A 26843-nucleotide genomic window follows, 5' to 3' on the forward strand; every position below is an offset into this window, starting at 1 on the left:
AGCACCCGACCCGGACAAGAAAGAAGCCCCGCCTTTGTGGGGCGGGGCTCGATCTGCGGTGCGGCGTCAGGTGCGCGGCGAGCTGTCCGGGGTCTCCGCGTCCGTCGCCCACACCTGCCAGGGCTGGCGGGCCACCCACTCCTCCACCGGCGCCGGTTCCAGGCCGAGGACCTCCGACGACACCCCGTCGTCGTCCGCCATCAGGAGCGGATCCGCTCCGCTCGCCATGTAGTGGTAGATCCCCGCCACCCCGGCCGCCGTCTCCGGGCCGAGCAGCTGCGCCAGGCCCCGCTCGAACACGGCCGGATCCAGCTCCTCGTACCGCACCCTCCGGCCGAGTCCCCGCCCGAAGGCCGCCGCGAGCTCGCCGCCCGTCAGGGCCCGGTCCCCGCCGATGTCGAAGGTCCGGCCCTCCAGGCCCTCCCGGGTGAGCGCCGCGAGCGCCGCCTCCGCCAGGCCCCGGTGCGACAGCCAGGCCGTCCGCGCCGACTCCGGCAGGGGGTAGGCGAGGACGCCCTCGTCGACCAGCGCGGGACCGTTCCACGGCGAGAACAGGTTGTCCAGGTACACCGGCGGCCGGACCACCACCAGCGGCACCCCGCTGTCCCGCAGCACCCGCTCCGCGAGCCGCCGCGTCTCGAAGGCGGCGACGTCCGTCGGACCCAGCGGGAGCCGGGTGTTGGCGTTGAACACCAGGCGTTCCGTGCCCGCCGCCAGGGCGGCCTCCGCGATGTTCCGCGCGTACGCCTCCACCCGCGTCTCGTCGTACACCAGCGGCATCGTGACGAACGCGTGCGTCGTCCCCGCGAACAGCCGCCGCACATCGCCCGGGACCCCGAGGTCCCCGGAGAGGAAGAAGGCCCCCGGCAGCGGCGGCCGGTCCGCCTCCGCGCGCCGGGTCAGGGTCCGCACCTGGTGGTGGCGCTCGGCGAGCAGGCGGGCCACCGCGCCGCCCTGGAAGCCGGTCGCGCCCACGACCGCCACCCGCATCGGAATCTCACTGTCCATCTGTGTCCAAGGCCCTTCGATAGGCTGTCATCGCTGCCGTGCCGGCGTCCCTCCAGGCTCCCCGCGGTGGCTTCGGCCGTTCAATTAACAAACCGGGGCGGAAGTTGAAGGATCGTCCATGGAAACCGTGGGAACCGACCGTCACGACCAGCGCGACCCCCTCGATCCTCCCGGTGAGGGCGAGCGCGAGGACCTGCTGAGCGAACTCCTCAAACCCCTCCGGCTCACCGGAGTCTTCGACAGCCGCTGGCACGTCCGCGCCCCCTGGGCCATCGAGGGCGACGCCGAACGCAGCTGCGCCGTCCTCCACTACGTCGTCGAGGGCGGCTGCTGGATCACCGCCGACGACGAGAACCCCGTCGAACTCCACGCCGGCGACCTCGTCGTCTTCCCCACCGGCGCCGCCCACCGCCTCTCCGACCGGCCCGAACGCCAGGGCGTCCCGCTCAAGGCCGTGCTGCCCGAGCGCCAGCCCGGCACCTCCGGCGAGATCGTCATCGAGGGCAGCGGACCCGAGAGCCGCCTGCTGTGCGCCGGACTTCACTACGACGCCAGCGCCGCCACCGGCCTCTACACCTCCCTGCCCTGGGCCCTCGTCCTCGACGGCCGCCAGGTCGACCGCGAACCCCTGCTCCGCGACACCCTCCGGCTGCTCGCCGCCCCCGACCGGCCCGTCGGCCCCGGCGACCGGCTCATCACCCTGCGCGCCTTCGAGATGGCCCTCGTCCTCGCGCTCCGCCCGCTGCTCCGCGAGCTCGCCGGCAACCCGGCCTCGCTGCCGCTGCTCCGCCACCCCGGGATCAGCCGGGCCGTCGTCATGATGGCCACCCGGTTCGCCGAACCGTGGACCATCGACTCCCTCGCCCGCGAGGTCGGCATGTCCCGCTCCGCTTTCACCGCCGCCTTCCGGGAACTCGTCGGCGACTCCCCGGCCCGCTACCTCGCCGCCCGCCGCATGCAGGAGGCCGGCCGGCTCCTCACCGAGACCTCCCTGCCGCAGTCGGCCGTGCCCGAGCGCGTCGGCTACCGCAGCGCCGTCGGCTTCCACCTGGCCTTCCGGAAATGGTTCGGGGTGACCCCCGGCGAGTACCGGACCGCCTAGGGCTGTCCGGACCTGACATCTTTCGGAGCCCCTGGACGGTTCTTAAGGACCCCTGGACGGACGTTCATTGTCCGTCCGGGGAGCACCCGGACAGGCTCGGGACCGGCACAGCCGTGACACCCGAGGAGAGGCGAGACACCGGTGACGAGGTCCGGGCAGGAGTATCTGGAGGGACTGCGCGACGGGCGCGAGATCTGGCTCGACGGGGAGCGGGTCAAGGACGTCACCGCCCACCCCGCCTTCCGCGCCACCGCCGCCTCCTTCGCCGGTCTGTACGACCTCGCCGACGACCCCGTGCACCGGCCCGTCCTCGTCCAGGGCGGCGTCCGCCGCGCCTGCGCCGTGCCCCGCTCGTACGAGGACCTCGTCGCCCGCCGGCGCGCCTTCCGCACCACCGCCGAGGCGAGCTACGGCTTCCTCGGCCGCACCCCCGACCACATGGCCGCGGGCGCCGCCGGGTTCGCCGCCGCGCCCGCCGTCTTCACCGGCGAGGCCTTCGACGGCGCCGAGCACGCCCTCGCCTTCCACCGGCGGCTCGCCGAGGGAGACCTGCACACCGCGTTCACCCTCACCAACCCGGCCTCGGGTCGCGGCGAGGACGACCTCACCCTGCGGGTCGTCGCCGAACGCGACGGCGGGATCGTCGTCCGCGGCGCCAAGACCATCGGCACCGGCGCCGTCTTCGCCGACGAACTCCTCGTCGGCACCATCGAACCGCTCGCCGCCGACGACACCGAGCACGCCGTCACCTTCTCCGTACGGCTCGACACCCCCGGCCTCAAGCTGATCTCCCGCACCTCCTACGAGGAACGCGCCCGGTCCGTCTTCGACCACCCGCTCTCCTCCCGGTACGACGAGAACGACGCCATGCTCGTCTGCGAGGACGTCTTCGTCCCGTGGGAACGCGTCCTCACCTACCGCGACCCGGCCACCACCGGCGCGATCTGGTGGCAGACCCCCGCCTACCTGAACTTCGTCCACCAGTCCGCCACCCGCTTCTGGACCAAGCTGGAGTTCCTCACCGGCCTCGCGATCCTCCTCACCCGCTCGAACGGCACCGAGCAACTGCCCCCCGTCACCCAGGCCGTCGGCCGGCTCCTCGGCATGGTCGCCCAGGCCAAGGCCTTCGTCCTCGCCGCCGAGGCCTCGTACGAGCAGGTCGACGGCGGACGCGGCGGCGTCCGCCCCGGGCAGGAGATCTCCTTCGCCCAGCGGATCATGGCCGGCGAGCTCTACCCGCGCGCCGTCCAGGACATCAAGCTCCTCGCCGGCGGCGCCCTCGTCCAGCTCCCCGCGAGCGGCCGCGACCTCCTCCACCCCGAACTCGGGCCGCTGGTCCGCCGCTACTTCGCGACGCCCGGCCACCCCGCCGAGGACCGCGTCAAACTCCTCAAACTCGCCTGGGACGCCCTCGGATCGGAGTTCGCCGGCCGACACGAGCAGTACGAGCGCTTCTACCACGGCGCCCCGCACGTCTACCTGACGATGCAGACCCGGGCCGGCGCGGCGGGGGAGTGCGAGAGCCTCGCCCGGGCCTGCCTCGACGGCTACGGCCTGGGGACCACCCGGTGACGACACCCCCACCGGCCCCCCGGCGCGGGGGGCTCGCCCTGCTCGCCTCCACCCAGCTGCTGCTGATCATGGACACCGCGATCGTCAACGTCGCGCTGCCCTCCGTCGGCGAGGACCTCGGCTCCGGCTCCACCGGCCTGTCCTGGGTCGCCAACGCCTACCTCATCACCTTCGGCGGACTGCTCCTCCTCGGCGGACGCGTCGCCGACCTCCTCGGCCACCGGCGGGTCTTCCTCGGCGGCCTCGGCCTGCTCGCCGTCGCCTCCGCCGCCGGTGGTCTCGCCCCCGGCGCCGACGCCCTCGTCGCGGCCCGCGCCGCCCAGGGCGTCGGCGCCGCCCTCGCCGCGGCCGCCGCCTTCGCCCTGCTGCTCCTGCTCTTCCCCGACGGGCCCGCCCGGCACAAGGCCCTCGGCGCGTTCGCCGCCATGGGCGGCCTCGGCGGCGTCCTCGGCACGGTCCTCGGCGGCGTCCTCACCGACCTCCTCGGCTGGCGCGCCACGTTCTGGCTGAACGTCCTCCTCGCCGCCGTCCTCGCCGCCCTCGCCGTCCGGATCCTCGCCCCCCGTGCGGGAGTCGCCCTCCGCGGCGGCTTCGACCTCACCGGGGCGCTCACCGCCACCGCCGGCCTCGGCCTCGTCGCCTACGCCCTCGTCGGCGGCGCCGAAGCGGGCCGGCTCTCCGCCCGCACCCTCGCCGCCGGCGGAGCCGGGCTCGCGCTGCTGCTCGCCTTCGCCGCCGCCGAGACCCGGGCCGCCGCCCCGCTCGTGCCGCCCTCCGTCCTCGCCCGGCCCGCGCTCCGCCTCGCCAACGTCCTCGCGGCGCTCGCCCAGACCACCCTGTTCCCGATGTTCTTCCTGGTCAGCCTCTACCTCCAGAGCGTCCTCGGGTACGCGCCCCTCGGCGGCGGCCTCGGACTCCTGCCGCTCTCCCTCGTCGTCGTCGCGGTCGCCCCGCAGACCGGCCGGATCATCTTCCGCATCGGCCTGCACCGGACCATGACCCTCGGCTTCGCCCTGCTGTGCGCCGGCACCCTCTGGCTGGCCCTCGCGCTCACCGCCGGCGGCACTTATCCGAGCACCGTCCTCGCCCCCAGCCTCCTCCTCGGCGCCGCACTGCCGCTCGTCATGGTCACCACCAACGTCGCCGCCACCGCCGACGCCACCCCCGAGGAGACCGGACTCGCCTCCGGACTCGTCAACACCAGCCAGCAGTTCGGCTCCGTCCTGGGCCTCGCCGTCCTCGTCGCCGTCGCCACCACCCGTACGGGAACCCCCGGGGCCACCGACGCGGCCCGGGCCGCCGCCGAGACCGCCGGCTTCCGCGCCGCCCTGCTCACCGGCGCCGCCTTCGCCGCCGTGGCCGCCGTGCTCTCCGTACGCCTGCGCGCGGGGAAGCGGGTGCCCGAACCACGCTGACCGCGACCCCGAACCGAAACCCCCGGAAGAAGGAGTGCTGCCTTGCTCGGCGACCCGCGTCACACGACCGAGGACATACGCGCGGCGGACCCGCTGGGCGCCGACGCCCTGCTCGCCGCCGTGCCCGGGATGAACGCGCGGGCCGACACGGCCGCGCTGACCGTCGCCCTGCGCGCCCTGGTCCCCGACCCCGAGGAAGCCGCCCAGTGGAGCGTCGGCGGCGCACTCGCCGCCATGCGGGACCTCGGCATCCTCCTCGGCTCCCTCAAACGCCACGGCGTGCAGCCGCTGGCCGCCGTCCCCGAGGCCCTGACCGTCCTCGAACTCCTCGGCCGCCGCACCGACATGATCCCCCGGGACACCGTCCACCACTACACGACCTGGAACCCCGTCGGCCCCCGCCGCCGCACCTACACCGGGCACCCCACCGAGGCCCGCCTCCAGGACGCCGTACGGATGGTCTTCCCCGGACTCGTCGCCGCCCTGGAGGACTGCGCCCGGGTCGCCCGCCTCGAACCGTACGACCCCGGATTCCCCGCCGCCCTCGACCGCATCGCCGGACGCGTACGGGCCATGGTGGAGTCCATCGACCTCACCGTCGCGCACGTCCCGCCCGCGTACTTCGCCCTCACCCTCCGCCCGTACTTCGAGGAGGTCGAGATCGCCGGCCGCGACTACCTCGGCCCGGCCGCCGCCCAGGTCCCGCTCTGGCTGGTCGACCTGACGCTGTGGCAGTGCGACCGCTCCGACGCCGCCTACGACGCCTTCCTCGCCGAATCCCTGCCGTACGCCCTGCCGTCCTGGCGCGCCTTCCACGCCCGGCACCGCGGCGGGGTCTCCGCCGTCAGCAAACTGTCGGCGGCCGTCAGCTGGGAGGGCGCCGACCGGCTGCCGCCCGCACTCACCGCCTCCGCCGAGGCGCTCGGCCGAGTCCTGCGGATCCTGAAGACCTTCCGGGCCCGGCACATCGGCATCGCCCGCAAGGCGTACAGCGACGACCTCCGCCTGTACGAGGAGGGCAGCGGCGGGGCCCCCGTCGCGCTGCTGCGCTCCATCCTGGACCTGACCAGGGAGAACGAGACCATGGTGCGCAGCGCGGCCGCGCAGCGCCGTCCGGCCGGGGCCCCCGTCGGCCCCCCGGCCGCGTAGGGCCTGTCTGACAATTCCCGCCGGGTCCGGCGCGAATTATCAGACAGGCCCTAGGACACCCCCCGCCGGCGCGAAGGAGCAGTCGAGATGTCCCCCCACACCCCGTACGGCCCGCAGTACGGCCAGAGCCCCCACATCGTGATCGCCGGCGGCGGCATCGCCGGACTCACCGCCGCCCTCGCCCTGCACGCCGCCGGATTCGAGCGGGTCACGGTCGTCGAGGCCTCGGCGGCCATCCGGCCCGTCGGCGCCGGACTCAACCTGATGCCGAACGCCGTCCGCGAACTCGACGCGCTCGGCCTCCTCGACGCCCTGGAGGCCGGCGCCCTGCGCACCCGCGAACTGCGCTACTACCACCGCTCCGGCGGCCTCATATCCCGCGAACCGCGCGGCCTCCACGCCGGCTACCGCTGGCCCCAGCTCTCCGTCCACCGCGGCCACCTCCAGCAGGTCCTCGCCGGCGCCGTCCGCGCCCGCCTCGGCACCGCCGCCCTCGTCACGGGCGTCAGGGTGACCGGCGTCGAACTCCTCCCCGACGGCCGGCCCCGGCTCCGCCTGGAACACCGCGACGGACCCGTCAAGGGCCGGGCCTCCCTCGAACCGGACGTCCTCATCGGCGCCGACGGCATCCGTTCCGCCGTCCGCGCCGCCCTCAACCCGGCCGAGGCGGGGCCCCCGTGGAACGGGATGCTCGTCTGGCGCGGGGTGTCCCGGATGCCCGCACGGGCCGTCGGCTCCTTCATGTTCATCGCCGGCGACGACCGGCAGAAGGCCGTCGTCTACCCGATGAGCCGCCCCACCGGACCCGGCCGTGAGGTCCTCGTGAACTGGGCGCTCGCCCGGCCCGCCGACACCCCAGGCGACCCCTGCGAGGAGGGCCTCCGGGGCGACTGGAACCGGCCCGTCCCCGTCGACGGCTTCCTCCCGTACTACGAGGGCTGGGAGTTCGACGGCGTCAGCGTCCCCGCCGTCCTGCGCGCCGCCGACACCGCCCACGTGTACCCGATGGTCGACCGCGACCCCCTCGACCGGTGGACCCACGGCCGCACCACCCTCATCGGCGACGCCGCCCACGCCATGTACCCCATCGGCTCCAACGGGGCGACCCAGTCGATCGTCGACGCCCGCGCCCTCGCCCACTCCCTCGCCCTCCACACCGACCCCGCCGAAGGCCTCGCCGCCTACGAACGGGAGCGCCGCCCCGCCATGACCGCGCTCCAGCACGCCAACCGGAAACTCGGCCCCGAGGTCGTCATCAACCTCGCCCACGCGCGCGCCCCGCACGGCTTCAGCGACATCCACCAGGTCATCCCCGCCGAGGAACTCGCCGCCATCGCCGCCCGCTACGCCACCACCGGCTCCTTCGACCCGACCACGGTCAACCAGGGCTCCCCGTACGACACCGTCGTGCCCACCCCATAGAAGGAGCCCCGCCTTCGTGGGGGCGGGGCTCGGGGAGGGAGCGGAGGGTCTTGGGGTGGGACCCTTGGTTCGCGGCGGGTACCACCCGGTCGTGGTCAGCCGATGGCGCGGTTGGTTTGCCAGCCGGGCTCGCTTGCGAGGAATTTGGTGCCGTGTGCGGTGCGGCCGCCGGGGTAGAAGTAGAGCTTTCCGTCGGCTGTGGCTGCCCATATGTCGGGGATGGTGTCACCGTTGGCGTCGGGGGTGCCCATGAGCATGGGCATGGAGGCCTTGTTCCAGCCGCCGGTGCCGTAGATCTCGTCCTGGGCGGTTTTGGAGTTTGCGGCGCTGGCGAGTGAGGTGAGGTCGACGCCGCCCTTCGCGCCGGGCTTGCCGTGTCGTAGGAGGAGGCCGCGGCCTGTCTCTTCGGTGCGGAATAGGAGGTCGGGTACGCCGTCTCCGCCGATGTCGGCGACGCTGAGGAGGTCGCGGGCGGTCCAGCCGGTGCTGAGCATGCGGGCTTCGGCGAAGGAGGCCCCGTTGTAGCCGGTGAACGCCCAGAGCTGGTCGCCTGCGGTGGCGAACAGGTCGGGCAGGCCGTCGCCGGTGACGTCTCCGGTGGCGAGGATCTGGGTGTAGACGAAGGTGGAGGGGACGGGCGCGTTGGCGGGCAGCAGGATTTCGCGGCGCTTGGTGATGTTGACGGCTCCATAGCCGTCGCCGGGGTAGACCCACCACTTTCCGCCGACGCCCGCGACGATGTCCTGCAGGCCGTCGCCGCCGTAGAAGTCTCCGTTGTGGGTGATCAGGGCGCCGGCGAAGTAGCCGGAGACGGGGCCGATGAACGTCTCCTCCTTGTCTCCGCCGTTGGGGTCCTTCGCGGGGTTCTGGCGGTAGGCGGCGGACATGGAGTAGTCGATGTCGCCGGTGGGCTTGAGGTCCTTGTCCGCGTGCGAGGGATAGAGGCGGAGGTTGCCGCCGGAGGTGACGGTCAGCATGTCGGGGAGCTTGTCACCGGTGAAGTCGCCTGCGCTGTCCGCCTGGTCGCGTGGGGTGACGTAGAAGAAGTACTTCGTGGGTTCGGAGACATGGCCGGCGCCGTCGACGGCTCTCACGTACAGCACGTTGGGGCCGGCGGCGGGCGGCTTGACGTTGGCGATGGCGGCTGTGACCGAGGTGGCGGTGCCGGCGGTGCGCGCCAGGGAGTAGGGGTAGCTGTTGGCGTTGAAGCCGTACTCGTAGCGGATGACGTCGGTTTCGAGGGCCTGGACGGTGAAGGAGCCAGGGGTGCCGAACTTCTTCGTCGACCAGTTGGAGTCTTCGGGTGCGTTGCCGAAGGAGTTGTCGTTGTCGGTGCCGTCGGCGTCGGGGAAGTCGATGGAGCTGACCCGAGGGGGCTTGGGCGCGACGCTGTCGAAGATGAACCGGCACGGCACCTTGGGCGTGTAGGCCGAGGTGGTGCCGGCGGCATCGATCGCCCGGGCGTTCCAGGAGTAGGTGACGTTGTTGGTCAGGCCGCTGGTGGAGAAGGCGGATGTGGTGCGTTTGGCGTCGGCGGTGTCCGCTCCGACGGAGACGGTGCCGGTGGACTTGAGCAGGTCGCCGGTGGTGGTCCACTTGTTGGTCGGCCACATGACGAAGACGAGGGAGGCGAGGTTGCTGTCCTTGTCGGTGGAGCGGGCGGTGAAGGTGAGGCTGGAGGAGCCGACCCTGACGTAGGGGGGTGTGGTGGTGCACCGGAAGTCGGGGCCGAGGTCGTGGCTGGTGGGAGGCGTCGGGGGACGGTTGTAGGTCAGTTCGAGGACCGGGGCGTTGTCGCCGTCGGCCGCGAACTTCTTCCAGGCGAACTGGGTGTTCTCATCCCTGGCGCGCATGCCGAAGGTGATCAGGCTCTTGCCCTTGTCGGCGGTTTTCTGGGCTGCTGCCTTCACGTCGAAGGTCTCGTAGGCGTCGCGGCAGCCCGTCTTGTAGCCGTGCGCGAAGCTCCGAGGCGAGGCGGCCAGGTTCGCATCCGTCAGGACGGGGGCGTTCTTCCAGTTGGTGCGCGCGTCGATCGGACCGGTGAGGTGGACGGACATGGACCGCGCGTTGCAGGACCAGGAGTAGGTCTCCAGCAGCCGCAGCGTGGCCTTCTGGATCTTGGTGCCCTGGAGGTTCTTGTCGAAGGCGATGTTGAAGTATGAGCGGGAAGTGCCCCAGGTGTCGGACTCGAATCCGACGCGGGCCTCGTGGGTGCCGCCCTTGTTGAAGTCCTTGCCGTTGAAGAAGGTGGCCTTCGGGTAGCGGCTGTAGGCGGTGGTCCAGTTCTGGGTGTGCTTCTTGACCGTCGGGTCGATGAAGACCGGGTAGACGGTGGCCGGGTCGTCCAGGAAGGCCGGATTCGGCGTCAGGAGCCAGGTGCCTTCTCCCAGATCGCTCTCCACTACGCCACCGCGGGATTCGGGCGAGGGACCGTTGAGCAGCGGCAGGCTCAGCGTGGCGGCGGACCCGGTCTGGGACGGCTCGGGCGTGGGCTCGGCCGGGGCCGTGGGCAGCGGCGCGTCGGTGAGGGCGGGCGCCGGCTCGTCCGTGGCGGTGGGCAGCACTTCGCCCTCCGGGTCGATGTTGTCGTCGGCCAGCGCCTCGGTGCTCGTGCTGGGGCTGGGCTCCGGGGCGGTACTCGTCATGACCGGCTGGACGGACTCGGACGCGGTCGGCTGCGAGGATGCGCCGAGTTCACCATCGGTGACGGCGGGTTTGCCGCTGCTGTCCCACATCAGCGGGGTCGGCGAGAGCGCCACTTCCTGGCCGTCGGCGTCCTCGGCGCCGACGATTCCCGATGCCTCGTCGAGATGGAACGTCAGTGTGGGCGAGGAAAGCCCGTACGACAGCTGCGCGACGTGCGGGTCCGCCGCTGCTTGCCGGTTCTTCAGTACGAGGAGCTGCGCGAAGCCGTCGTCCTCGGCCGTCAGCACCAGATCGGCGCCCGGGAAGATCTCCGGATACAGCGCGCGTGATCCGTCGATGATCGGCGTGGGTACGGGCCCGGGCCAGGTCAGCTGGATCTCGTGGAGTGCGGGAATCTCGGTCGTGCCGCCGACGGTGAGGGTGACCAGCGGACTTCCCGTATCCGCCGACGCGGCTTTGTACCCCTTGACGAGCGAGATCCGGCTGACGTGCGCGCGTGACGCCCGCGCGGTGCCGCCGCCATTGCCGCCGCCGGAGAAGACCAGGCGGGTGTTCGTGGCCTTGGGCGTCCAGCCCTTGTCCGTCCGCCGCAGGGTGGTGTCGATCGCCTTCCACTCCTGGCCGACCTTGGCCCAGATCGGAGAGGCGTACAGCTTCTTCGTCATCAGCCCGTCCGGGTGGGCCCACGTCGTCGAACGGATCGTCCGCAGCTCCGTGACCTCCACCGGCTTGCCCGTCGACCGGGCCAGCGACGCCGCACTCGCCTCACTCACCGGCCGGGGCGCGTTCTTGCCGCCGCGTCCGGCTTCTGGCGTGGCGGAAGCGTCGTCGGGAGAGTTGGCCTGGAAGCCGGCGTAGGTGATGCCGCCCGCGGCCAGTGCTGCCGCGATCACCAGGGCGCTCACGCGCCGGGCGGCGGGCTGTCGCCATGTCTGTCTCATCAGGAGAGAACCCCTTACTTCCCAGGATCCGGGCTCTCAGGGCACCGGCTGAAACCACGAGGCCGGCCATGACGTCATAGCGGGCGAGTCCGGACGGAGCACCTTGTCGCGCAGGCATGGCTGGGCGAGCCGATGATGTCCCATCAACCGCGCGTCGTCACCTGCCGCCTGGGCGCCGGCCTGAGACTGTGCGGCTGCTTGCCCGTCCTGACGGCGGGGAGCGTGTGCCCTTGAACCCTGGACGCACTTTCGTCACCGCGAGGGCAGAAGCGTCAAACCGGGCTGAAGCGGCATCAGGGGAGTGTCGTTTCGCTACGGGATGTAGCGATCACGCGGTTTGCTGGTCTTGATCTCTGACCAGCGGCTTCGCCAGGAGAAGCCGCTTCCTCGACTACTTGCCCGCACCTGTGTGATTACGTTCCGTGACAATAATCACGGCAGGTCCACAACCTCTGGTGCTCCTTCACAATCCACCCGCAGAATCTGCCCGATCTGAACTGCCATCACCTGCGGTCCGTCTCCGGCTCCCGCTCCAAGTGGTCCGGAGGGCCTCCGCTTTGTTCGCTCGTCATCGCCACTCCCGCCGCCGGGCCCGCCGCGCCGTCATACCCGCTCTTGGCGCCGCTTTGCTGCTGGGGATGATGCCCGCCGAGTCCCTGGCCCTGCCGCCCGACCCGGCGAACGTCGACACCGGCCGCGAGACCATCGCCGCCACCGACCCTCTGGCCCTCGAAAAGCTCGAGGTCGAGACGCCCGTCGAAGGGCAGACGTTCGAGAAGGACCTCAACACCCTCAAGGTCGAGGTCCCTGCCGATCTGCAGCAGGCACCCGCCGGCACCACGACCACGCCGGTCGCTGACACCGAGCCCTTCACCTTCGGCTCCGCCGTCAGCCCCGCCTCTCTGACGACCGCCGCCGGCACGGCGACGACGGCCGCAGAAGGCTCCCTCACGCAGATCCCCAACCTCCCCCTCCTCGCAGGACAGGCCCCTGGTCAGCCCGCCCCGACCGGCACCTGGGAGTTCAGCGTCGTCGACCGCAGCAGCGAGACCAGCAAGGGCGTCGAAGAGGCCCTCAAGGTCGGCGCCCTCGTGACGGTCCAGGCACCCGTCACCGGCTCCGTGCCCATCAACGTCGCGCTCAGCTACAAAGACTTCGAGAACCTCCACGGAGCCGACTGGGCCTCCCGCCTGCGACTGGTGCAGTTCCCCGAGTGCTACCTGACCACCCCCCTTGCGGAGGCGTGCCAGGCGTACGAGGAACTCGAGACCACCAACGACCCCGTCACCAGCACGGTGACCGCGACGGTCGACACCGCCGCCGACGGCACCGTCACCCCCGCCTCCACTGCCACCGCCACCCAGTCCGGCCCCGCGATCATGCAGGCCTCGTACACCACGGCCACTCCTGCCGCCACTGGTGGCGACAAGGCCGTCATCGGCGCGGTGGACTCGGGCGCGGGCCCTGGTGGCTCCTTCAAGGCCACGCCGCTCGCCTCCAGCGGCACGTGGAGCGCGGGCGGTTCCTCCGGCGCGTTCACCTGGTCCTACCCGATGGCCATGCCGCCCGCCCCGGCCGGCCCCGCGCCGAACGTCACGCTCTCCTACAACTCGCAGACCGTCGACGGCAAGACCGCCGTCTCCTCGCCGCAGGCGTCCTGGATCGGCGAGGGCTGGGACTACAGCCCCGGCTTCATCGAACGCCGCTATCGCACCTGCAAGGACGACACCCACAAGTTGGGTGACGACACCCCCAACAACACCGCCAAGGCCGACAAGACCAGCGACCAGTGCTGGGTGTCCTACAACGCCGTCATGTCCCTGGGCGGCAGCACCACCGAACTCGTCCGCGATGCCACCACCACGCCCGAAACGGGCACGGAGATCTACCACCCCCAGCGCGACGACGGCACCCGCATCGAGCACCGCACCCGCAAGCTCGAAGGCAGCACCGCCAACGGCGATGACAACGGCGAGTACTGGACCGTCACCACCACCGACGGCACCCAGTACCACTTCGGCCTGAACAAGGTGGGCGGCGGCCACGCCGACACCAACTCGGTCTCCACCGTCCCCGTCTTCGGCAACCACCCCGACGAGCCCTGCCACGACACCACATTCGCCACCTCCCGCTGCGGGGCCGGCAATCAGCAGGCCTGGCGCTGGGGCCTGGACAAGGTCGAGGACGTCCACGGCAACGTCATGATCGTCAACTGGAAGCAGGAGACGAACTACTACGCCGTCCGCGACAAGCGCAACACACCCGAGCAGTACGAGCGCGCCGCCTACCCCGCCAGCATCGAGTACGGCATCCGTGCCACCGACCTGACCAAGCCGTCCGCCACGGTCGAGTTCGGCGTCGCACAGCGCTGCCTGAAGTCCGACACCATTTGCGCCGCGACCAACTTCGACAAGACCGGCGACCCCGGCGCCTACCGCCCCTGGTGGGACACCCCCGGCTCCCTGAACTGCAAGAGCACCTCCAAGCTCTGCCCCGGATTCCCCTCCTTCTGGACCCAGCTCCGCCTCGACACCATCACCACCAAGGCCGCCCGCGCAAACCAGACCGGCCTGGGCTACGTCGACGCCTACACCCTCCACCAGTCCTTCCCCGAAGACTGGTACGACACCGCCCCCGCCCTCTGGCTCAACTCCATCACCCGCACTGGCTACAGCCCCGGCGAAACCCCGCAGACCGGCGGCGGAACCATCCAGTCCAAGGACGGCGTCAGCTTCGCCCACTACCAGGTGAAGAAGACATCCCCCCTCAAGGACTACCTCCTCGACAAGCAGCTCCCCAACCTCGTCCCCACCGGCCCCGCAGACAAGCGTCCGGGCATCACCCGGCCCCGCATCGGCGTCATCGCCACCGAAGCCGGAGCCGACATCGAAGTCGAGTACACCGGCGGCTGCCAGTACGAGCCCACCACCGACGCAGGCAAGGCCAACGGCACCTGCTACCCCGTCCGCTGGTCCCCGGACGGCGAGGAAAAGACCCCCGCCAAGGCCTGGTTCAACAAGTACGTCGTCGCCTCGGTCACCCAGACCGACAAGGTCGCCACCCTCTTCGACGCCCCCATCAGGACCGCCTACACATACGACGGCCCCGCCTGGGCCAAGAGCGAAGACGAATTCCTTCGCCCGGCCCTGCGCACCTACAGCGACTGGCGCGGCTACCGCCAGGTCACCGTTGACAAGGGCAACAGGACTTCAGGGAACACTGCGCCTCCGTCGCAGTCACGGTCTGTTACCCGCTACTTCCTGGGTGCCGGAGGTGAGGTCAAGGACTCCATCGACGGCACCGTCCTCCTCGCCGACGACGCCCCGCAGTACGCCGGCATGACCGCCGAAACCCTCACCTACTTGAACTCCTTCAAGAAGGCGAACGAGTTCACCGCCCGCACCCGCACCTTCCTCGACGATTCGGTCGAGACCGCCTCACGCACCAGGAAGGCAGAGGACGGCACCGCCCTCACCGCCCTGCGCGCCTACCGCACCAGCGTGAAGAAGACCGACTCCATCCAGGCGGTCGGCGCCAGCTGGCGAGGCACCCGCACCACGACCCTGGACCGCGACACGACGTACGGCCTGCCCACCGCAGTCGAGACCGCGGTCGTCACCCCGAACGGCACCGGCGGAGAGACCCTCTCCGAACCCACCTGCACCAAGACGGCCTACGTCCACAACACCACCGCGTGGCTGATCGGACTGCCCGGCAGCGTCCGTACCACCGCCACCACCTGCGCGGACCACGCCACCGCCGACCCCGCCACCGAACTCAAGGGCTCCGTCCACACCCGCTACGACGGCCTCGCCTACGGCGCCACGCCCACTAAGGGTCTGGTTACCGGCGTCGACGAGATCGACGGCACCGGCACCACGCACTCCGTTACCACGACCACCACGTACGACCCCCTCGGCCGCATCCGCACCGTCACCAAGCCCGGAGCCGGCACGACCGAGACCCAGTACATCCCCGGTGACTCCGGTGGCCCCGTCACCTCCACCAAGACGTTCAACGCCGCAGGCCACGCGACCATCACGACGATCGACCCCGGCCGCGCCCTGCCCCTGACGGTCACCGACCCCAACGGTCGTGTCACCCGTACCGAATACGACGACCTCGGCCGTCTCACCAAGGGCTGGTCCGCCTCCCGCTCGACCGGCACTCAGACGCCCAACGTCGAGATCGCCTACCAGGCCGCGACCGCCACGCCCAGCGAGACCCGACCGGCGGCCGTCACCGTCAAGACGCTCAAGGACGACGGCACCTACGCCAGCCAGGTCACGATCTACGACGGCCTGATGCGACAGGTCCAGACCCAGTCCGAAGCCCACGGCCCCGGACGCGTCGTCATCGACACCCACTACAACGACCACGGCCTGGTCTCCGAACAGACCGGCGGCTACCTCGCCAAGGACGAGCCCACACCCGAGCTGTTCAAGATCACGACCCCGAGCCGCGTCCCGAACTCGGTCAGGACCACCTACGACGGCCTGGAGCGCCCGGTCAGGCAGACCCCGTACTACGGAATGACGGCGCAGACCCCGACCGTCACGACCTACAGCACCGACACCAGCGTCACCGTCGACCCCGCCGGCTCCACCAGCCCCACCACCACCACGTTCACCGACGCCCTCGGCCGCGTCACCCAGATCAAGCACCACACCGGCTCCGGCAACGGCCGCATCACCGCCTACGCCTACGACAAGCGCGGCAACCGAGACAAGGTCACCGATCCAGCGGGCAACGCGTGGACGTACGTCTACGACGCCCGGGGCCGGGTCACCTCCACCAAGGACCCCGACACCGGCACCACGCGGACGCAGTACGACGAAGCCGACCGTCCCAAGGTCGTCACGGACGCTGTCCAGCAGTCGGTCTACACGACGTACGACAACCTCGGCCGGATCACCGCGGTAAGCGCCGGAACGACGACCGCCACACCGATCAAGTCGTTCACCTATGACCGTGTCGGGGCGCTAGGCCTGCCCTGGGAGTCGAAGCGGATCACTCCTTCCGGCGACTACATCGACCGGGTCACCGGCTACGACACCGAGTACCGCCCGACCGGGCGGGAAACCGTCATCCCGCAAAACGCGATGACCACGGGCCTCAGCGGCACGTACGCCTACGGCTACACCTACACGCTGACCGGCAAGCCGCTCTCCGTCACGCTGCCCGCCAAGGGCGGCCTGGCGGAAGAGAAGGTCATCACCCGCTACAACGAAGACGGCCTGCCCGAGTCCACCTCAGGCCTCGCCTGGTACACCTCCGACGCCACCTACTCGCCCTACGGCGAAGTCCTGCGCGCCGTCTCCAGCGCACAGCCTTACCGCGTGTGGACGACCAACTTCATCGACGAACACACCGGCCGCCTCCAGCGCACGGTGAGCGACCGGGAAACCGCAGGCCCTCACCGCATCTCGGACACCGGATACGCGTACGACGAATCCGGCTTGATCACCGCGAGCGCACGTCAGAACGCGGAAACCTCCACGCTCACGACCTGGGACAACCAGTGCTTCACCTATGACGCCATGGGCGAACTCGTCAACGCCTGGACGTCGAACATCACGCCCAACGGCAACGGAACCGGCTGCAAGTCGGCCTCAGGAGCCACCTGGGGACACCGGACCGACGGAGCGTTTTCCAGCGGCCCCGTAGCCGATGCCCCGCACCAGGCCGGGACCGCACCGGCGAAGCTGGCGACCACGGAACCCGCCACGGGCACCGTCGCATCGGGCACCGCAGTCACAGGCTCCGCCGCCTACCGCCAGTCCTTCACTTACGACTGGCTCGGCAACCGCGCCACGATGACCGACCACGACCCGGCCGGCGACACGGCCAAGAACACCCGCTACGACTACGCCTACAACGCCACCCAGCCGCACACTCTGACCTCTGCCACGTCTCCCACTGCTGGCACGAGCAGCGCTTACACCTACAACCCGACCGGCACGACCGAGACCCGCACCCTCCACGGCGGCACCCAGACCCAGACCCTGAAGTGGACGCCCGAGCAGAAGCTCGAGTCGAACACCATCGGCAACGACAAGACCACCTACGTCTACGACGCCGCAGGCAACCGCATCCTGGAGAACTCGCCCACAGGCAGCACCCTCTACCTCGGCGAATCCGAACTCACGACCAACGGCACCAGCATCACCCGTGCCTCCCGCACCTACAGCCAGGCCGGCGCACCCACCGTCGTGCGCTCCACCACCAACCAGTCCACCACCGCCCACACCCTCGACATCCTGCTCACCGACCACCTCGGGACTGCCCACACCACGGTCGAAGCTGGCGGCACCCAGCCCGTCACCCGCCGCAACTTCAAGCCCTACGGCGAACCCCGCGGCACCAAACCCGCCGAATGGCCCAACAAGCGCAGCTACCTCGGTGTCGGCATCGACGACGCGGCCACCGGCCTCACCCACATCGGCGCCCGCGAATACGACCAGAACACCGGCCGCTTCCTCTCCGCCGACCCCATCATCGACATCGCCGACCCGCTCCAGATAAACGGGTATACCTACGCCAACGGCAGTCCCATCTCGAAGAGTGACCCCACAGGCCTCCGCCCTGAGGGCGTCTGCGGTGGTAACTCAAGCACCTGCGACTCCGACGCTGACCGCACCGAAGCCTCAGTCACATACCACGAATCCTGGGAATACAAGGTGACAGGGTGGAAGTACAACAGCTTCGAAGAGGACAGCCACGGAAACCGTCATTACAACAAGCCTCTTGGTGTCAATTGGGGCACCGTCGTCTTCCTTCCGCGACGAGGGATCGTCTGGAACAGGTACACCCTTCCTGGAGCTGGACGCTTTCTCGCTTCGATGCTTGACACCGGTATACCGGGGATCCCTTCGGCCTCTCAGGGATACGACAACCTCATGGAAAGCATGGGGGTAGATACGAAGGATCCGGGATACGAAGACGGCGAAGGCTTGGTGAACATGGCCACTTTGCCCTTCACCGGCGTGAGAGCACTCGCCACGAAGGGGGTGAAGGCGGGAATCAAGTCCCTCTCCAATTGTCATTCTTTCCTGCCCGGCACCAAGGTGCTGATGGCCGACGGAAAAACCAAGAACATCGAAGATGTGGAGATCGGCGACATCGTCGTCACCACTGACGTCAAGACCGGCAAGGACGTCCAGAAGACGGTTCTCGAAACCATCCAGACTGAGGACGACAAGGACTTCACCGACATCACTGTCGCGTCGGGCGATGCCCTATCGAGCATCGTTGCAACCGACACCCACCCCTTCTGGGTCCCTGCCCTCAAGGAATGGATTCCGGCTGGCAGCCTGAGGATCGGCCAATGGCTCCGCACGAGTGCGGGCACGCTTGTCCAGATCACGGCACTCGACCACTACACAAAGCGCCAACGCACGCACGATCTGACGATCGAAGACATACATGCGTACTATGTGCTGGCGGGGATCACGCCGATCCTGGTTCACAATTGCAGCTCTGGCGTAAATTCTTCTGGTGAAGCGTGCGCTTGCGGAGGTGGCCCCCGAGCCTACTCAGTTGCCTTCGAGATGACCCTAGATGCAGCAGATTTCGGTCGATCGCGAGGTACGCACTTCAGGCGAGCTAATGAGGCCTTGGATGCGGCGCTCCAGTCAGATGCTGCCTTCGCTGGATCGATGGAGCGATTGATCCCGGGGGTCAGTGCGGCTGTCTCCTCACGTGGAGGCAGGCGAACCCCGACTGGGTGGACTTGGCAACATGAGCCAGCCTCTAACGTCGGCGGGCGACAGGGAGTGATGAGCCTCGTGCCGCGTTCCCAGCATGATCCTGGGTCACTCTGGCAGCATCTACTGCATCCTGGTGGCTCCGGCGGCTACTCGGAGTGGGCGATCCCAAACGGCGCCCCACGCAATAGGAGGTGAGTTGACGATGTCGATTACATTCACGCATCGAGACGGAGGCATGGAGGACGGCACCGAGGCCGGTGTTCCGTCACTACTCGTCGAGCTCGATGGGCCGATCGATGATGAGCACCCAGATGTGTCGGTAACGGATGATGAGTCCTCCTGGACTGTTTCAGCCTTTCAGGACGGAAGCCTGGTGCTTGAAAATCTCGATGACAGCAATGTCCAGCCCTGTCATCTCCAGCACGTTTCGCGCGCGGAGATGATCCGAGTAATGGCCATGCTAATTCGCGGCGACCTGCCTGCTCTGCAGCAGTTGGATTGGGTGCCCGGTTACAACTGACTCGCACGAAAGCCCCATTCGGTAGGTATTGCCGAATGGGGCTTCTGTGGATCTCGGTGACGTTGCGGCGTGAAGGGATACGCGCCTGAAAAGCGGCAGTCCGGCCCGGTCGGCTGCTTCACTCGTGCCGGCCGGGCTGGCAAGCCGCTGTCCGTCACCCTGCGCCACGTACTCGCTCTACGGGGAAGGCCTGCGCGCGGTCTCCAACAGCCCTACCGGGTCTGGACGACCATCTTCGTCGACGAGCACACCGGCCTCCTCCAGCGCACCGTCAGCGACCGGGAAACCGCAGGCCCCCACCGCATCTCGGACACCGGATACGCCTACGACGAAACCGGCTTGATCACCGCCAGCGCGCGGCTGAACTCGGAGCCTCCCACCGTCAACACCTGGGACAACCAGTGCTTCACCTATGACGCCATGGGCGAACTGGTCAACGCCTGGACGTCGAACATCACGCCCAACGGCAACGGAACCGGCTGCAAGTCGGCCTCGGGAATCACCTGGGGATACAACAGCACGGGAGCCCTCGCCAGCGGCCCCGTCGCCGACGCCCCCCCACCAGGCCCCGAAGAACGCCCAGGGACAGCTGAACCCTGCCCCCGCCGGCCTCGCCAACACGGCACCCGCCACTGGCACCGTCGCCTCGGGCACCGCCGTCACCGGCTCCGCCGCCTACCGCCAGTCCTTCACCTACGACTGGCTCGGCAACCGCGCCACGATGACCGACCACGACCCGGCTGGCGACACCACCAAGAACACCCGCTACGACTACGCCTACAACGCCACCCAGCCGCACACCCTAACCGCCGTCGCATCCACACCTTCGGGCAACGGAAGCACCTACGCCTACAACTCCACCGGCACCACCAGAACCCGCGATCTGCCCGGCGGCCCCAGCCCAGACCAAACCCTCCAGTGGACGCCCGAGGACAACCTCGAATCGAACACCGTCACCTACGACGATGGCACCAACACCCTCAAGAGCAGTAAGACCACCTACGTCTACGACGCCTACGGCAACCGCATCCTCGAGAATTCCCCTACGGGCAGCACCCTGTACCTCGGCGAAACCGAACTCACGACAAACGGTACGAACGTCACCCAGGCCTCCCGCTCCTACAGCCACGCTGGCGCACCCACTGTTGTCCGCGCCACCGCAAACGGTGCCACCAGCAACCACACAATCACCGTCCTGATTGCCGATCATCTCGGCACTGCCAACACCACGGTTCAAGTCACCGCAGGCCAGCCCGTTGCCCGCCGCTCCTTCAAGCCCTACGGCGAGCTCCGTGGCCCCAAGCCGGCCACCTGGCCCAACAAGCGCGGCTACCTCGGCGTCGGAATCGACGACACCACCAGCGGCCTCACCCATATCGGTGCCCGCGAATACGACCAGAACACCGGTCGCTTCATCTCGGCCGATCCCCTCGTGGACATTACCGATCCACTCCAGATGAACGGGTACACGTACTCGAACGCGAGTCCGGTATCGAAGGTCGATCCCACAGGCGAGGCTTTCGAAGAATGCGTGAATGGAATGTATCGATGCTCGGGTGGAACTCAGGTCATCGAAAAAGGTAGTAATTACGGAGAGATCGTCCAGCGGAATATTGAAAGTCAGAGGCAGCAGGGCTTCAATCGCGCCTCCGCCGGGAGGGGTGGTAATGTCACCATCAACCGCCCCACTCGCCCGATCCTTCCCCCTAGAATCACTCCGCGCATCACTCCCAGACTCCCTGGAATTCTCGGGATAATCAGCATTATCGCTTCCCAGGAAGATTTGAAAATCTCATACCGAAAGATGGCGAAGCGGCCGGCTGGTCTCACCGAGGAACAGTGGGATGACTCCGTTGGTCACTGAAGGCCGGGGATGAGTTTCAGGTGATGGTAATCAATGTTCGACGGGACGGGAATTCTTATGTCGCTGGATGATTCCGGCAAGGTCGTCTACCACGACGAGTGGGGCGCCCAGTACGGCCTGGTGACCGTAAGGGACTTCGGCACGGAAGAGGCTCCGACCTTCGATAGCGGGGAGGAGGAATACGTATTCCTCCCAAGTAATCTAATCCTGGCCGTACGACCCGACACCGAGGGTGACGTCACGGTCGAAGTCAGGGTGGGCGGCGCCGATTTCGCGGGGCACGAACTCCTCCTGGAGGCCCGGATGATGTTTTCATCGTCCGTCGTGGTTATTACGACCCCGACCTATGTTGACGAAGAATCACTGCACCTTCCCCGCGCGGGAAGCTGGGCGGTTAAGGTTTGGGTTAACTCGCGCCCTCGGCCGGATTCTGTGATCTTGACTCTTGAGCCAAGCGAATGGAATTCCGTCCAGAGTGGCTGGCGAGCTGACTCGCCGACGTAAAATGGCGACTGATCCGTTTCAGGGTTGCCCCTCCAGGGAGCGGACGGTTTTGGGGCATACGGGATGGTCTCTGTAGGTGTAGGGGTGATGGCCAGCTCGCGCCGCGGTCCCTCCTCTCCATCAATGCGTCGCGCTGAACCTCTATCGCCGATACGTGAACCGGCTGATTTTGTGCGAGCAATGCGGTGCACCATGGCGTCGGCATTGTGTGCTCAGCCGTATGCTCGAATCGGTCTCAGCGTGAGGGGAGGACGTTGTCCGGCACCGGGACCGTCTCTGTCGGCGCATCTCTCCCTCGGGTCGGACGGTGCTGGGCTTTACCCCGAACACTGGACACTTCTGAGAATCGGATCTTCGGGTCCGCGGGGAGGATGTCTTCATGGATACTGCGGGGTCTCGGGGGGAGTTCATTGGCGACCCGGGCACTGGGCGTAACCGTCGGTCCGACCCGCTTGGGGTTCAGACGGTGCGGATGACCGGAGCGGGTTTGGTGTCCTGGGCGTCGATGAGGGTGCGGATGTCGTGCGGGTCGGAGGTCCAGATGATGGCCCCGAGAGTGGCTGCCATGACGACGACGGTGGCATCGACGATGTCGGCGGTGCTGGCCTTCCCGCAGAGAATGCCTGCGGCCTTGGCGGTGTCGAGGCCCACGGGCACGACGTGACACCCGGCGAGGAACTTGCCGAGCCTGACCTGGCGGCGGGAGTCCCGCCATGCCTGGCTGACGACGACGGAGGGGACGTGGATGTCGCGGCCGTCTTCGAGAGCCAGGCTGTGTCGAGCCCACATACGCCGGTCGTCGTTGTCGATGGCGATCAGCGCCCCGGCGTCGTACAGGTAGGGGATGTTCACGCGGCAGAGGCTCCCGTGCCGCCGAGGTACTCGGCGTCGGCAGCGGCCATGTCGGCGCGTGCGTCAGCGAGCTCCTGCGGAGTGAGGGCGCCATGTTGTGCCTGCCATTCCTGGACGACGGCCCGGCCGGCCCGCAGGCGCAGCTCTCGTTCGGCGGCACCGGCGACGAGTCGGGAGAGCGGGATGCCCTCCTCCTCGGCAGCGCTGGCCAGGGCGTCGACCAGGGATTCATCGAGGGTGATCGTTACCTTCTTAGTGGCCATATCAACACCTTAGTGCGGTATGGCGTGCGGGGCCCCCTCCGGGACCCTCTAGTTCGCGATCAATGGGCTCCGGGGGTCGTCCCCAACTGCCTCTTTGCTTCCGACCGGGAGCATTGCTCACCCATCGTCCCGCTCTCGTGCGCGCCAGCCGGTCGTCAGGAGGTCGAGGGCGTCGAGGAGTGGAGGGAAGTGCGGCGTGCAGTCCGGGCAGGCGTAGACGTTGAAGCCTGGGCCCGAGGCCTGGTGGACTTCCGAGACGGTGATCGGGGTCGTGGTGATGCAGGCGCAGCGCACGCACATGCGGACCGGCTTCCGAGGGACCGGCGGTGAGGTGGCCTCGGCGCACCGGTGGCAGACCTGGCGCTGCCATGTGCCGGCCGTCGTGCCCGTCGTGACGGTGGTCAGGTGGTCCGTGGTCGTACCGCACACCTCGCATGCGGCCGTCCCGCGTGTCGTGTTCTCCATCAGGCCACCCCCAGCCCGTGTACGTCCCGCGTGTCCAGGTCGATGCCGAAGTCCGCGGCCAGTACGAGGGCGATGCGGCGGTGGAGTTGGTGCGCCCGCCGTTCGTGTGCGAGGAGGTACGGCCGGACCATGGCCGTGTCTTCCGCGTTCAGCGGTGCGTCGAGCCCGTACGGGGAGCGGGGGGTGAGTGGTCGCGCCTCGGCCAGGGGGCGGGGTGCGGTAGCCGTGGGGCGCGCCGGGCGGAATGCGGTGGTGCGTGTTCGGTGCCGGTTGCCGGGAGTCGGTGCGAGCAGCAGCCTCGCCCAGAGGGCGAGGGCGCGGATAAGGTCTGACATGTCGACGCTCCTTCGAAGCGTTGGCCATGCCCCCGGACCCGTCGGAAGGTCGCGGGGGTCTCGTCTTGGGTGAGCATACCGAAGCATACCGAAGTGCACTGAAGATGCGAAGAATACCGAGGCGTACTCAGATGGCCTCATGTCCATTGACCGAACCCGCGCGATGTGGCCGCAGATCGCGGCCGTCATCGTTGAGCGCATCCAGGACGGCACCTATCCCGCCGGGAGCAAGATTCCGAGCGTGGTCCAGTTGGCGAACGAGTTCGGTGTCGTGAACTCCACCGCGCAGCGGGCTATGGAAGCCGTACGGAAAGAAGGGCTCACGCGCTCCGAGGCCGGCATGGGCACCTATGTGCTGAGGCCGGAGGAGCGGCCCGCCGCAGAGTAGGCGCTGCCACGGCTGACGCAACGCCCCGTAGCCGCACGCGCCGACACGCCCTAACGTCGGACCGGAACCCCGGGCACACAGCGTGGTGTGCCCGCTTCGCTCCGTACTCGCCTGCGAAGGTGGACAGCGTGAAGGCAATCCGTCGATTCACCGTGCGTCCCGTCCTCCCCGACACCCTTCGACCCCTCGCCGGCCTCGCGCACAACCTGCGCTGGTCCTGGCACGAGCCCACCCGGGCGCTCTTCGACGCCCTCGCGCCCGAGGGCCTGGCCGGTGCCGACCCCGTCCGGGTCCTCGGCGCCCTCGAAGCGACCCGGCTCGCCGCGCTCGCCGCCGACCAGGAGTTCCTGGGGCGGTTGCGTACCGCCGCCGAGGATCTCGACCACTATCTGCACGCTCCCCGCTGGTACCAGGAGCAGCCCGGCGACGCCCCGGCCGCCGTCGCCTACTTCTCGCCCGAGTTCGGCGTCGCCGCCGCCCTGCCCCAGTACTCCGGCGGCCTCGGCATCCTCGCCGGCGACCACCTCAAGTCCGCCAGCGACCTCGGCGTCCCGCTCATCGGCGTCGGCCTGCTCTACCGGCACGGCTACTTCCGGCAGTCCCTCGGCCGCGACGGCTGGCAGCAGGAGCAGTACCCCGTCCTCGACCCCGGCGAGCTGCCCGTCACCCTGCTCCGCGAGGCCGACGGCACCCCCGCCCGGATCAGCCTCGCCCTGCCCGGTGGGCGGAGTCTGCACGCCCAGCTGTGGATCGCTCAGGTCGGCCGTGTTCCGCTGCTGATGCTCGACTCGGACGTCGAGGAGAACGCCCCCGGCGAACGGTCCGTCACCGACCGGCTGTACGGCGGCGGGAGCGAGCACCGGCTCCTCCAGGAGATGCTCCTCGGCATCGGCGGCGTCCGCGCCGTCCGCACGTACACCCGGCTCACCGGCCACCCCGCACCCGAGGTCTTCCACACCAACGAGGGCCACGCCGGCTTCCTCGGCCTCGAACGCGTCCGCGAACTCCAGGGCGCGGGACTCGACTTCGACTCCGCCCTGGAGACCGTCCGGGCCGGCACCGTCTTCACCACCCACACCCCCGTCCCGGCCGGCATCGACCGCTTCGACCGGGCCCTCGTCGCCCGCCACCTCGGCGACGACGGCGCCCTCCCCGGCGTCGACCTCGGCCGGATCCTCGCCCTCGGCGACGAGACCCCCCTCGGCGGCGAACCCGGCCTCTTCAACATGGCCGCCATGGGCCTGCGCCTCGCCCAGCGCGCCAACGGCGTCTCCACCCTGCACGGCGCCGTCAGCCGCTCCATGTTCGCCGGACTCTGGCCCGGCTTCGACGCCGACGAGGTGCCGATCGGCTCGATCACCAACGGCGTCCACGCCCCTACCTGGGTCGCCCCCGAGGTCGGCCGGCTCACCCCGGACGCGAGCGATGCCGAGCTGTGGGAGGTGCGCCGCACCCTCCGCGAACGGCTCGTCTCCGACGTGCGCGACCGGCTGCGGGCCTCCTGGCGGCAGCGCGGCGCCGCCGACGCCGAACTCGGCTGGACCGAGACCGTCCTCGACCCCGACGTCCTCACCATCGGCTTCGCCCGCCGCGTCCCCTCGTACAAGCGGCTCACCCTCATGCTCCGGGACAAGGACCGGCTCCGGTCGCTGCTGCTCCACCCCGAGCGGCCCGTGCAGCTCGTCGTCGCCGGCAAGGCCCACCCCGCCGACGACGGGGGCAAGAAGTTGGTCCAGGAGCTCGTCCGGTTCGCCGACGACCCCCGCGTGCGGCACCGCATCGTCTTCCTGCCCGACTACGGCATGGAGATGGCCCGCGGCCTCTACCCCGGCTGCGACGTCTGGCTCAACAACCCCCTGCGGCCCCTTGAGGCCTGCGGCACCAGCGGCATGAAGGCCGCCCTCAACGGCTGCCTCAACCTCTCCGTCCTCGACGGCTGGTGGGACGAGTGGTTCCAGCCCGACTTCGGCTGGGCCATCCCCACCGCCGACGGCGCGGCCGCCGCCGACGAGGACCGCCGCGACGACCTGGAGGCCGCCGCCCTCTACGAGCTCATCGAACGCCGGGTCGCCCCCCGCTTCTACGACCGAAGCCCCGACGGGGTCCCGGCCGGCTGGACCGCCATGGTCCGCCGCACCCTCGCCGACCTCGGCCCGAAGGTCCTCGCCGACCGGATGGTCCGCGAGTACGTCGAGAAGCTGTACGTGCCCGCCGCCGGCGCCCGCCGCGCCCTCACCCCCGGCCGGGCACGGGACCTCGCCGCCTGGAAGGCCCGGGTCCGGAAGGCCTGGCCGGCGGTGGCCGTGGACCACGTGGAGATCGGCGACGACCTCGCCGGGGCCGAGGCGGACGCCGAACTCGGCGCGACGCCCGTCGTCCGCGTCCGGGTCGCGCTCGGCGGCCTCGAAGCGGACGACGTCGAGGTGCAGGCCGTCACCGGCCGCGTCGACGCCGACGACACCCTCACCGCCACCCGGACCGTCACCCTCAAACCGTCGGGCGGCCCCGACCTGGAGGGACGGCTGCCCTACGCGGGCACCCTGGAGCTCGACCGGACCGGCTCCTTCGGCTGCACCGTCCGCGTCCTGCCCGCCCACCCGCTGCTCGCCCACCCGGCCGAACTCGGCCTCGCGGCCCTCCCGGAGGAGACGACGGGGGAGGGGGCGGGAGTGCTCCTCAGGTAGCCCG

At 69.5% G+C, this 26843-nt stretch carries 17 protein-coding genes; 11 read left to right on the forward strand and 6 right to left on the reverse strand.

Translation table 11 applies throughout. The features are described 5' to 3' along the window. Positions 1-66: 66 nt before the first annotated feature. The gene (locus AB5J54_RS27645) at positions 67-1008 is read right to left on the reverse strand and encodes an SDR family oxidoreductase (RefSeq protein WP_369146604.1); all 942 of its coding nucleotides are present in this window, start codon (positions 1006-1008) and stop codon (positions 67-69) included. 118 nt (positions 1009-1126) lie between these two features. Here AB5J54_RS27645 and AB5J54_RS27650 point away from each other — a divergent pair, with 118 nt between their 5' ends. The 5 genes from AB5J54_RS27650 (at position 1127) to AB5J54_RS27670 (ending at position 7668) form a co-directional block, all read left to right on the forward strand. Further along, positions 1127-2110, forward strand: coding sequence for an AraC family transcriptional regulator (locus AB5J54_RS27650; RefSeq protein WP_369146605.1), 984 nt, complete (start codon positions 1127-1129; stop codon positions 2108-2110). A 141-nt stretch (positions 2111-2251) separates the two neighbouring features. Beyond that, a complete protein-coding gene (locus tag AB5J54_RS27655; RefSeq protein ID WP_369146606.1) occupies positions 2252-3682 on the forward strand; it encodes a 4-hydroxyphenylacetate 3-hydroxylase family protein in 1431 nt (476 codons plus the stop codon). After that, positions 3679-5097 carry an MFS transporter gene (locus tag AB5J54_RS27660; RefSeq protein WP_369146607.1) on the forward strand — a complete coding sequence of 473 codons (1419 nt, stop codon included), beginning with the start codon at positions 3679-3681 and terminating at the stop codon, positions 5095-5097. The genes AB5J54_RS27655 and AB5J54_RS27660 overlap by 4 nt, the downstream gene beginning before the upstream one ends. Positions 5098-5139: 42 nt before the next feature. Then, positions 5140-6246, forward strand: coding sequence for a monodechloroaminopyrrolnitrin synthase PrnB family protein (locus AB5J54_RS27665; RefSeq protein ID WP_369146608.1), 1107 nt, complete (start codon positions 5140-5142; stop codon positions 6244-6246). An 87-nt stretch (positions 6247-6333) separates the two neighbouring features. After that, positions 6334-7668, forward strand: a complete 1335-nt coding sequence (locus AB5J54_RS27670) for an FAD-dependent monooxygenase (protein WP_369146609.1) — start codon at positions 6334-6336, stop codon at positions 7666-7668. Positions 7669-7763: 95 nt separating this feature from the next. On the opposite strand, the gene AB5J54_RS27675 is transcribed toward AB5J54_RS27670, so the two are convergent. Next, the gene (locus AB5J54_RS27675) at positions 7764-11255 is read right to left on the reverse strand and encodes an FG-GAP-like repeat-containing protein (RefSeq protein ID WP_369146610.1); all 3492 of its coding nucleotides are present in this window, start codon (positions 11253-11255) and stop codon (positions 7764-7766) included. 638 nt (positions 11256-11893) lie between these two features. On the opposite strand from AB5J54_RS27675, the gene AB5J54_RS27680 reads away from it, so the two are divergent. From AB5J54_RS27680 to AB5J54_RS27695, 4 genes are all read left to right on the forward strand, one after another. Continuing rightward, entirely contained in the window at positions 11894-19159 is a 7266-nt protein-coding gene (locus tag AB5J54_RS27680) for an RHS repeat-associated core domain-containing protein (protein ID WP_369146611.1), read from the forward strand. 40 nt (positions 19160-19199) lie between these two features. Next, entirely contained in the window at positions 19200-19484 is a 285-nt protein-coding gene (locus AB5J54_RS27685) for a hypothetical protein (RefSeq protein ID WP_369146612.1), read from the forward strand. A 721-nt stretch (positions 19485-20205) separates the two neighbouring features. Continuing rightward, a complete protein-coding gene (locus AB5J54_RS27690) occupies positions 20206-21348 on the forward strand; it encodes an RHS repeat-associated core domain-containing protein (RefSeq protein WP_369146613.1) in 1143 nt (380 codons plus the stop codon). Between the two features lie 33 nt (positions 21349-21381). Continuing rightward, positions 21382-21852, forward strand: coding sequence for a hypothetical protein (locus AB5J54_RS27695; protein ID WP_369146614.1), 471 nt, complete (start codon positions 21382-21384; stop codon positions 21850-21852). Between the two features lie 459 nt (positions 21853-22311). Here the strand turns inward: AB5J54_RS27695 and AB5J54_RS27700 are convergent, their stop codons facing one another. The 4 genes from AB5J54_RS27700 to AB5J54_RS27715 all read right to left on the reverse strand — a co-directional run bounded on the left by AB5J54_RS27700 (position 22312) and on the right by AB5J54_RS27715 (position 23767). Further along, complete coding sequence (locus AB5J54_RS27700; RefSeq protein ID WP_369146615.1) at positions 22312-22704, reverse strand: twitching motility protein PilT; 393 nt, start codon at positions 22702-22704, stop codon at positions 22312-22314. Further along, positions 22701-22967: a hypothetical protein gene (locus tag AB5J54_RS27705; RefSeq protein ID WP_369146616.1), complete on the reverse strand. Its 267-nt coding sequence runs from the start codon at positions 22965-22967 to the stop codon at positions 22701-22703. Before AB5J54_RS27705 ends, AB5J54_RS27700 begins: the two co-directional genes overlap by 4 nt. Before the next feature lie 117 nt (positions 22968-23084). Further along, on the reverse strand, positions 23085-23432 hold the full coding sequence (locus tag AB5J54_RS27710; RefSeq protein ID WP_369146617.1) for a hypothetical protein: 348 nt from the start codon (positions 23430-23432) through the stop codon (positions 23085-23087). After that, positions 23432-23767, reverse strand: coding sequence for a hypothetical protein (locus AB5J54_RS27715; RefSeq protein WP_369146618.1), 336 nt, complete (start codon positions 23765-23767; stop codon positions 23432-23434). The genes AB5J54_RS27710 and AB5J54_RS27715 overlap by 1 nt, the downstream gene beginning before the upstream one ends. Before the next feature lie 139 nt (positions 23768-23906). On the opposite strand from AB5J54_RS27715, the gene AB5J54_RS27720 reads away from it, so the two are divergent. Together AB5J54_RS27720 and glgP are read left to right on the forward strand one after the other, a co-directional pair. Next, a complete protein-coding gene (locus tag AB5J54_RS27720; RefSeq protein ID WP_369146619.1) occupies positions 23907-24155 on the forward strand; it encodes a GntR family transcriptional regulator in 249 nt (82 codons plus the stop codon). A gap of 128 nt (positions 24156-24283) precedes the next feature. Next, positions 24284-26839: an alpha-glucan family phosphorylase gene (gene glgP / locus AB5J54_RS27725; protein WP_369146620.1), complete on the forward strand. Its 2556-nt coding sequence runs from the start codon at positions 24284-24286 to the stop codon at positions 26837-26839. Positions 26840-26843: the final 4 nt, after the last annotated feature.

This window comes from Streptomyces sp. R44 (genome assembly GCF_041053105.1).
GTDB lineage: Bacteria > Actinomycetota > Actinomycetes > Streptomycetales > Streptomycetaceae > Streptomyces.

Bases quoted from the DNA above. Each gene is read 5' to 3' on its own strand.
- AB5J54_RS27675 (WP_369146610.1), bottom strand. From the start codon at position 11,255: ATGAGACAGACATGGCGACAGCCCGCCGCCCGGCGCGTGAGCGCCCTG.
- AB5J54_RS27685 (WP_369146612.1), top strand. From the start codon at position 19,200: ATGGAGGACGGCACCGAGGCCGGTGTTCCGTCACTACTCGTCGAGCTC.
- AB5J54_RS27710 (WP_369146617.1), bottom strand. From the start codon at position 23,432: ATGGAGAACACGACACGCGGGACGGCCGCATGCGAGGTGTGCGGTACG.
- AB5J54_RS27680 (WP_369146611.1), top strand. From the start codon at position 11,894: ATGATGCCCGCCGAGTCCCTGGCCCTGCCGCCCGACCCGGCGAACGTC.
- AB5J54_RS27705 (WP_369146616.1), bottom strand. From the start codon at position 22,967: ATGGCCACTAAGAAGGTAACGATCACCCTCGATGAATCCCTGGTCGAC.
- AB5J54_RS27720 (WP_369146619.1), top strand. From the start codon at position 23,907: ATGTCCATTGACCGAACCCGCGCGATGTGGCCGCAGATCGCGGCCGTC.
- AB5J54_RS27650 (WP_369146605.1), top strand. From the start codon at position 1,127: ATGGAAACCGTGGGAACCGACCGTCACGACCAGCGCGACCCCCTCGAT.
- AB5J54_RS27715 (WP_369146618.1), bottom strand. From the start codon at position 23,767: ATGTCAGACCTTATCCGCGCCCTCGCCCTCTGGGCGAGGCTGCTGCTC.
- AB5J54_RS27690 (WP_369146613.1), top strand. From the start codon at position 20,206: ATGACCGACCACGACCCGGCTGGCGACACCACCAAGAACACCCGCTAC.
- AB5J54_RS27695 (WP_369146614.1), top strand. From the start codon at position 21,382: ATGTTCGACGGGACGGGAATTCTTATGTCGCTGGATGATTCCGGCAAG.
- AB5J54_RS27645 (WP_369146604.1), bottom strand. From the start codon at position 1,008: ATGGACAGTGAGATTCCGATGCGGGTGGCGGTCGTGGGCGCGACCGGC.
- AB5J54_RS27670 (WP_369146609.1), top strand. From the start codon at position 6,334: ATGTCCCCCCACACCCCGTACGGCCCGCAGTACGGCCAGAGCCCCCAC.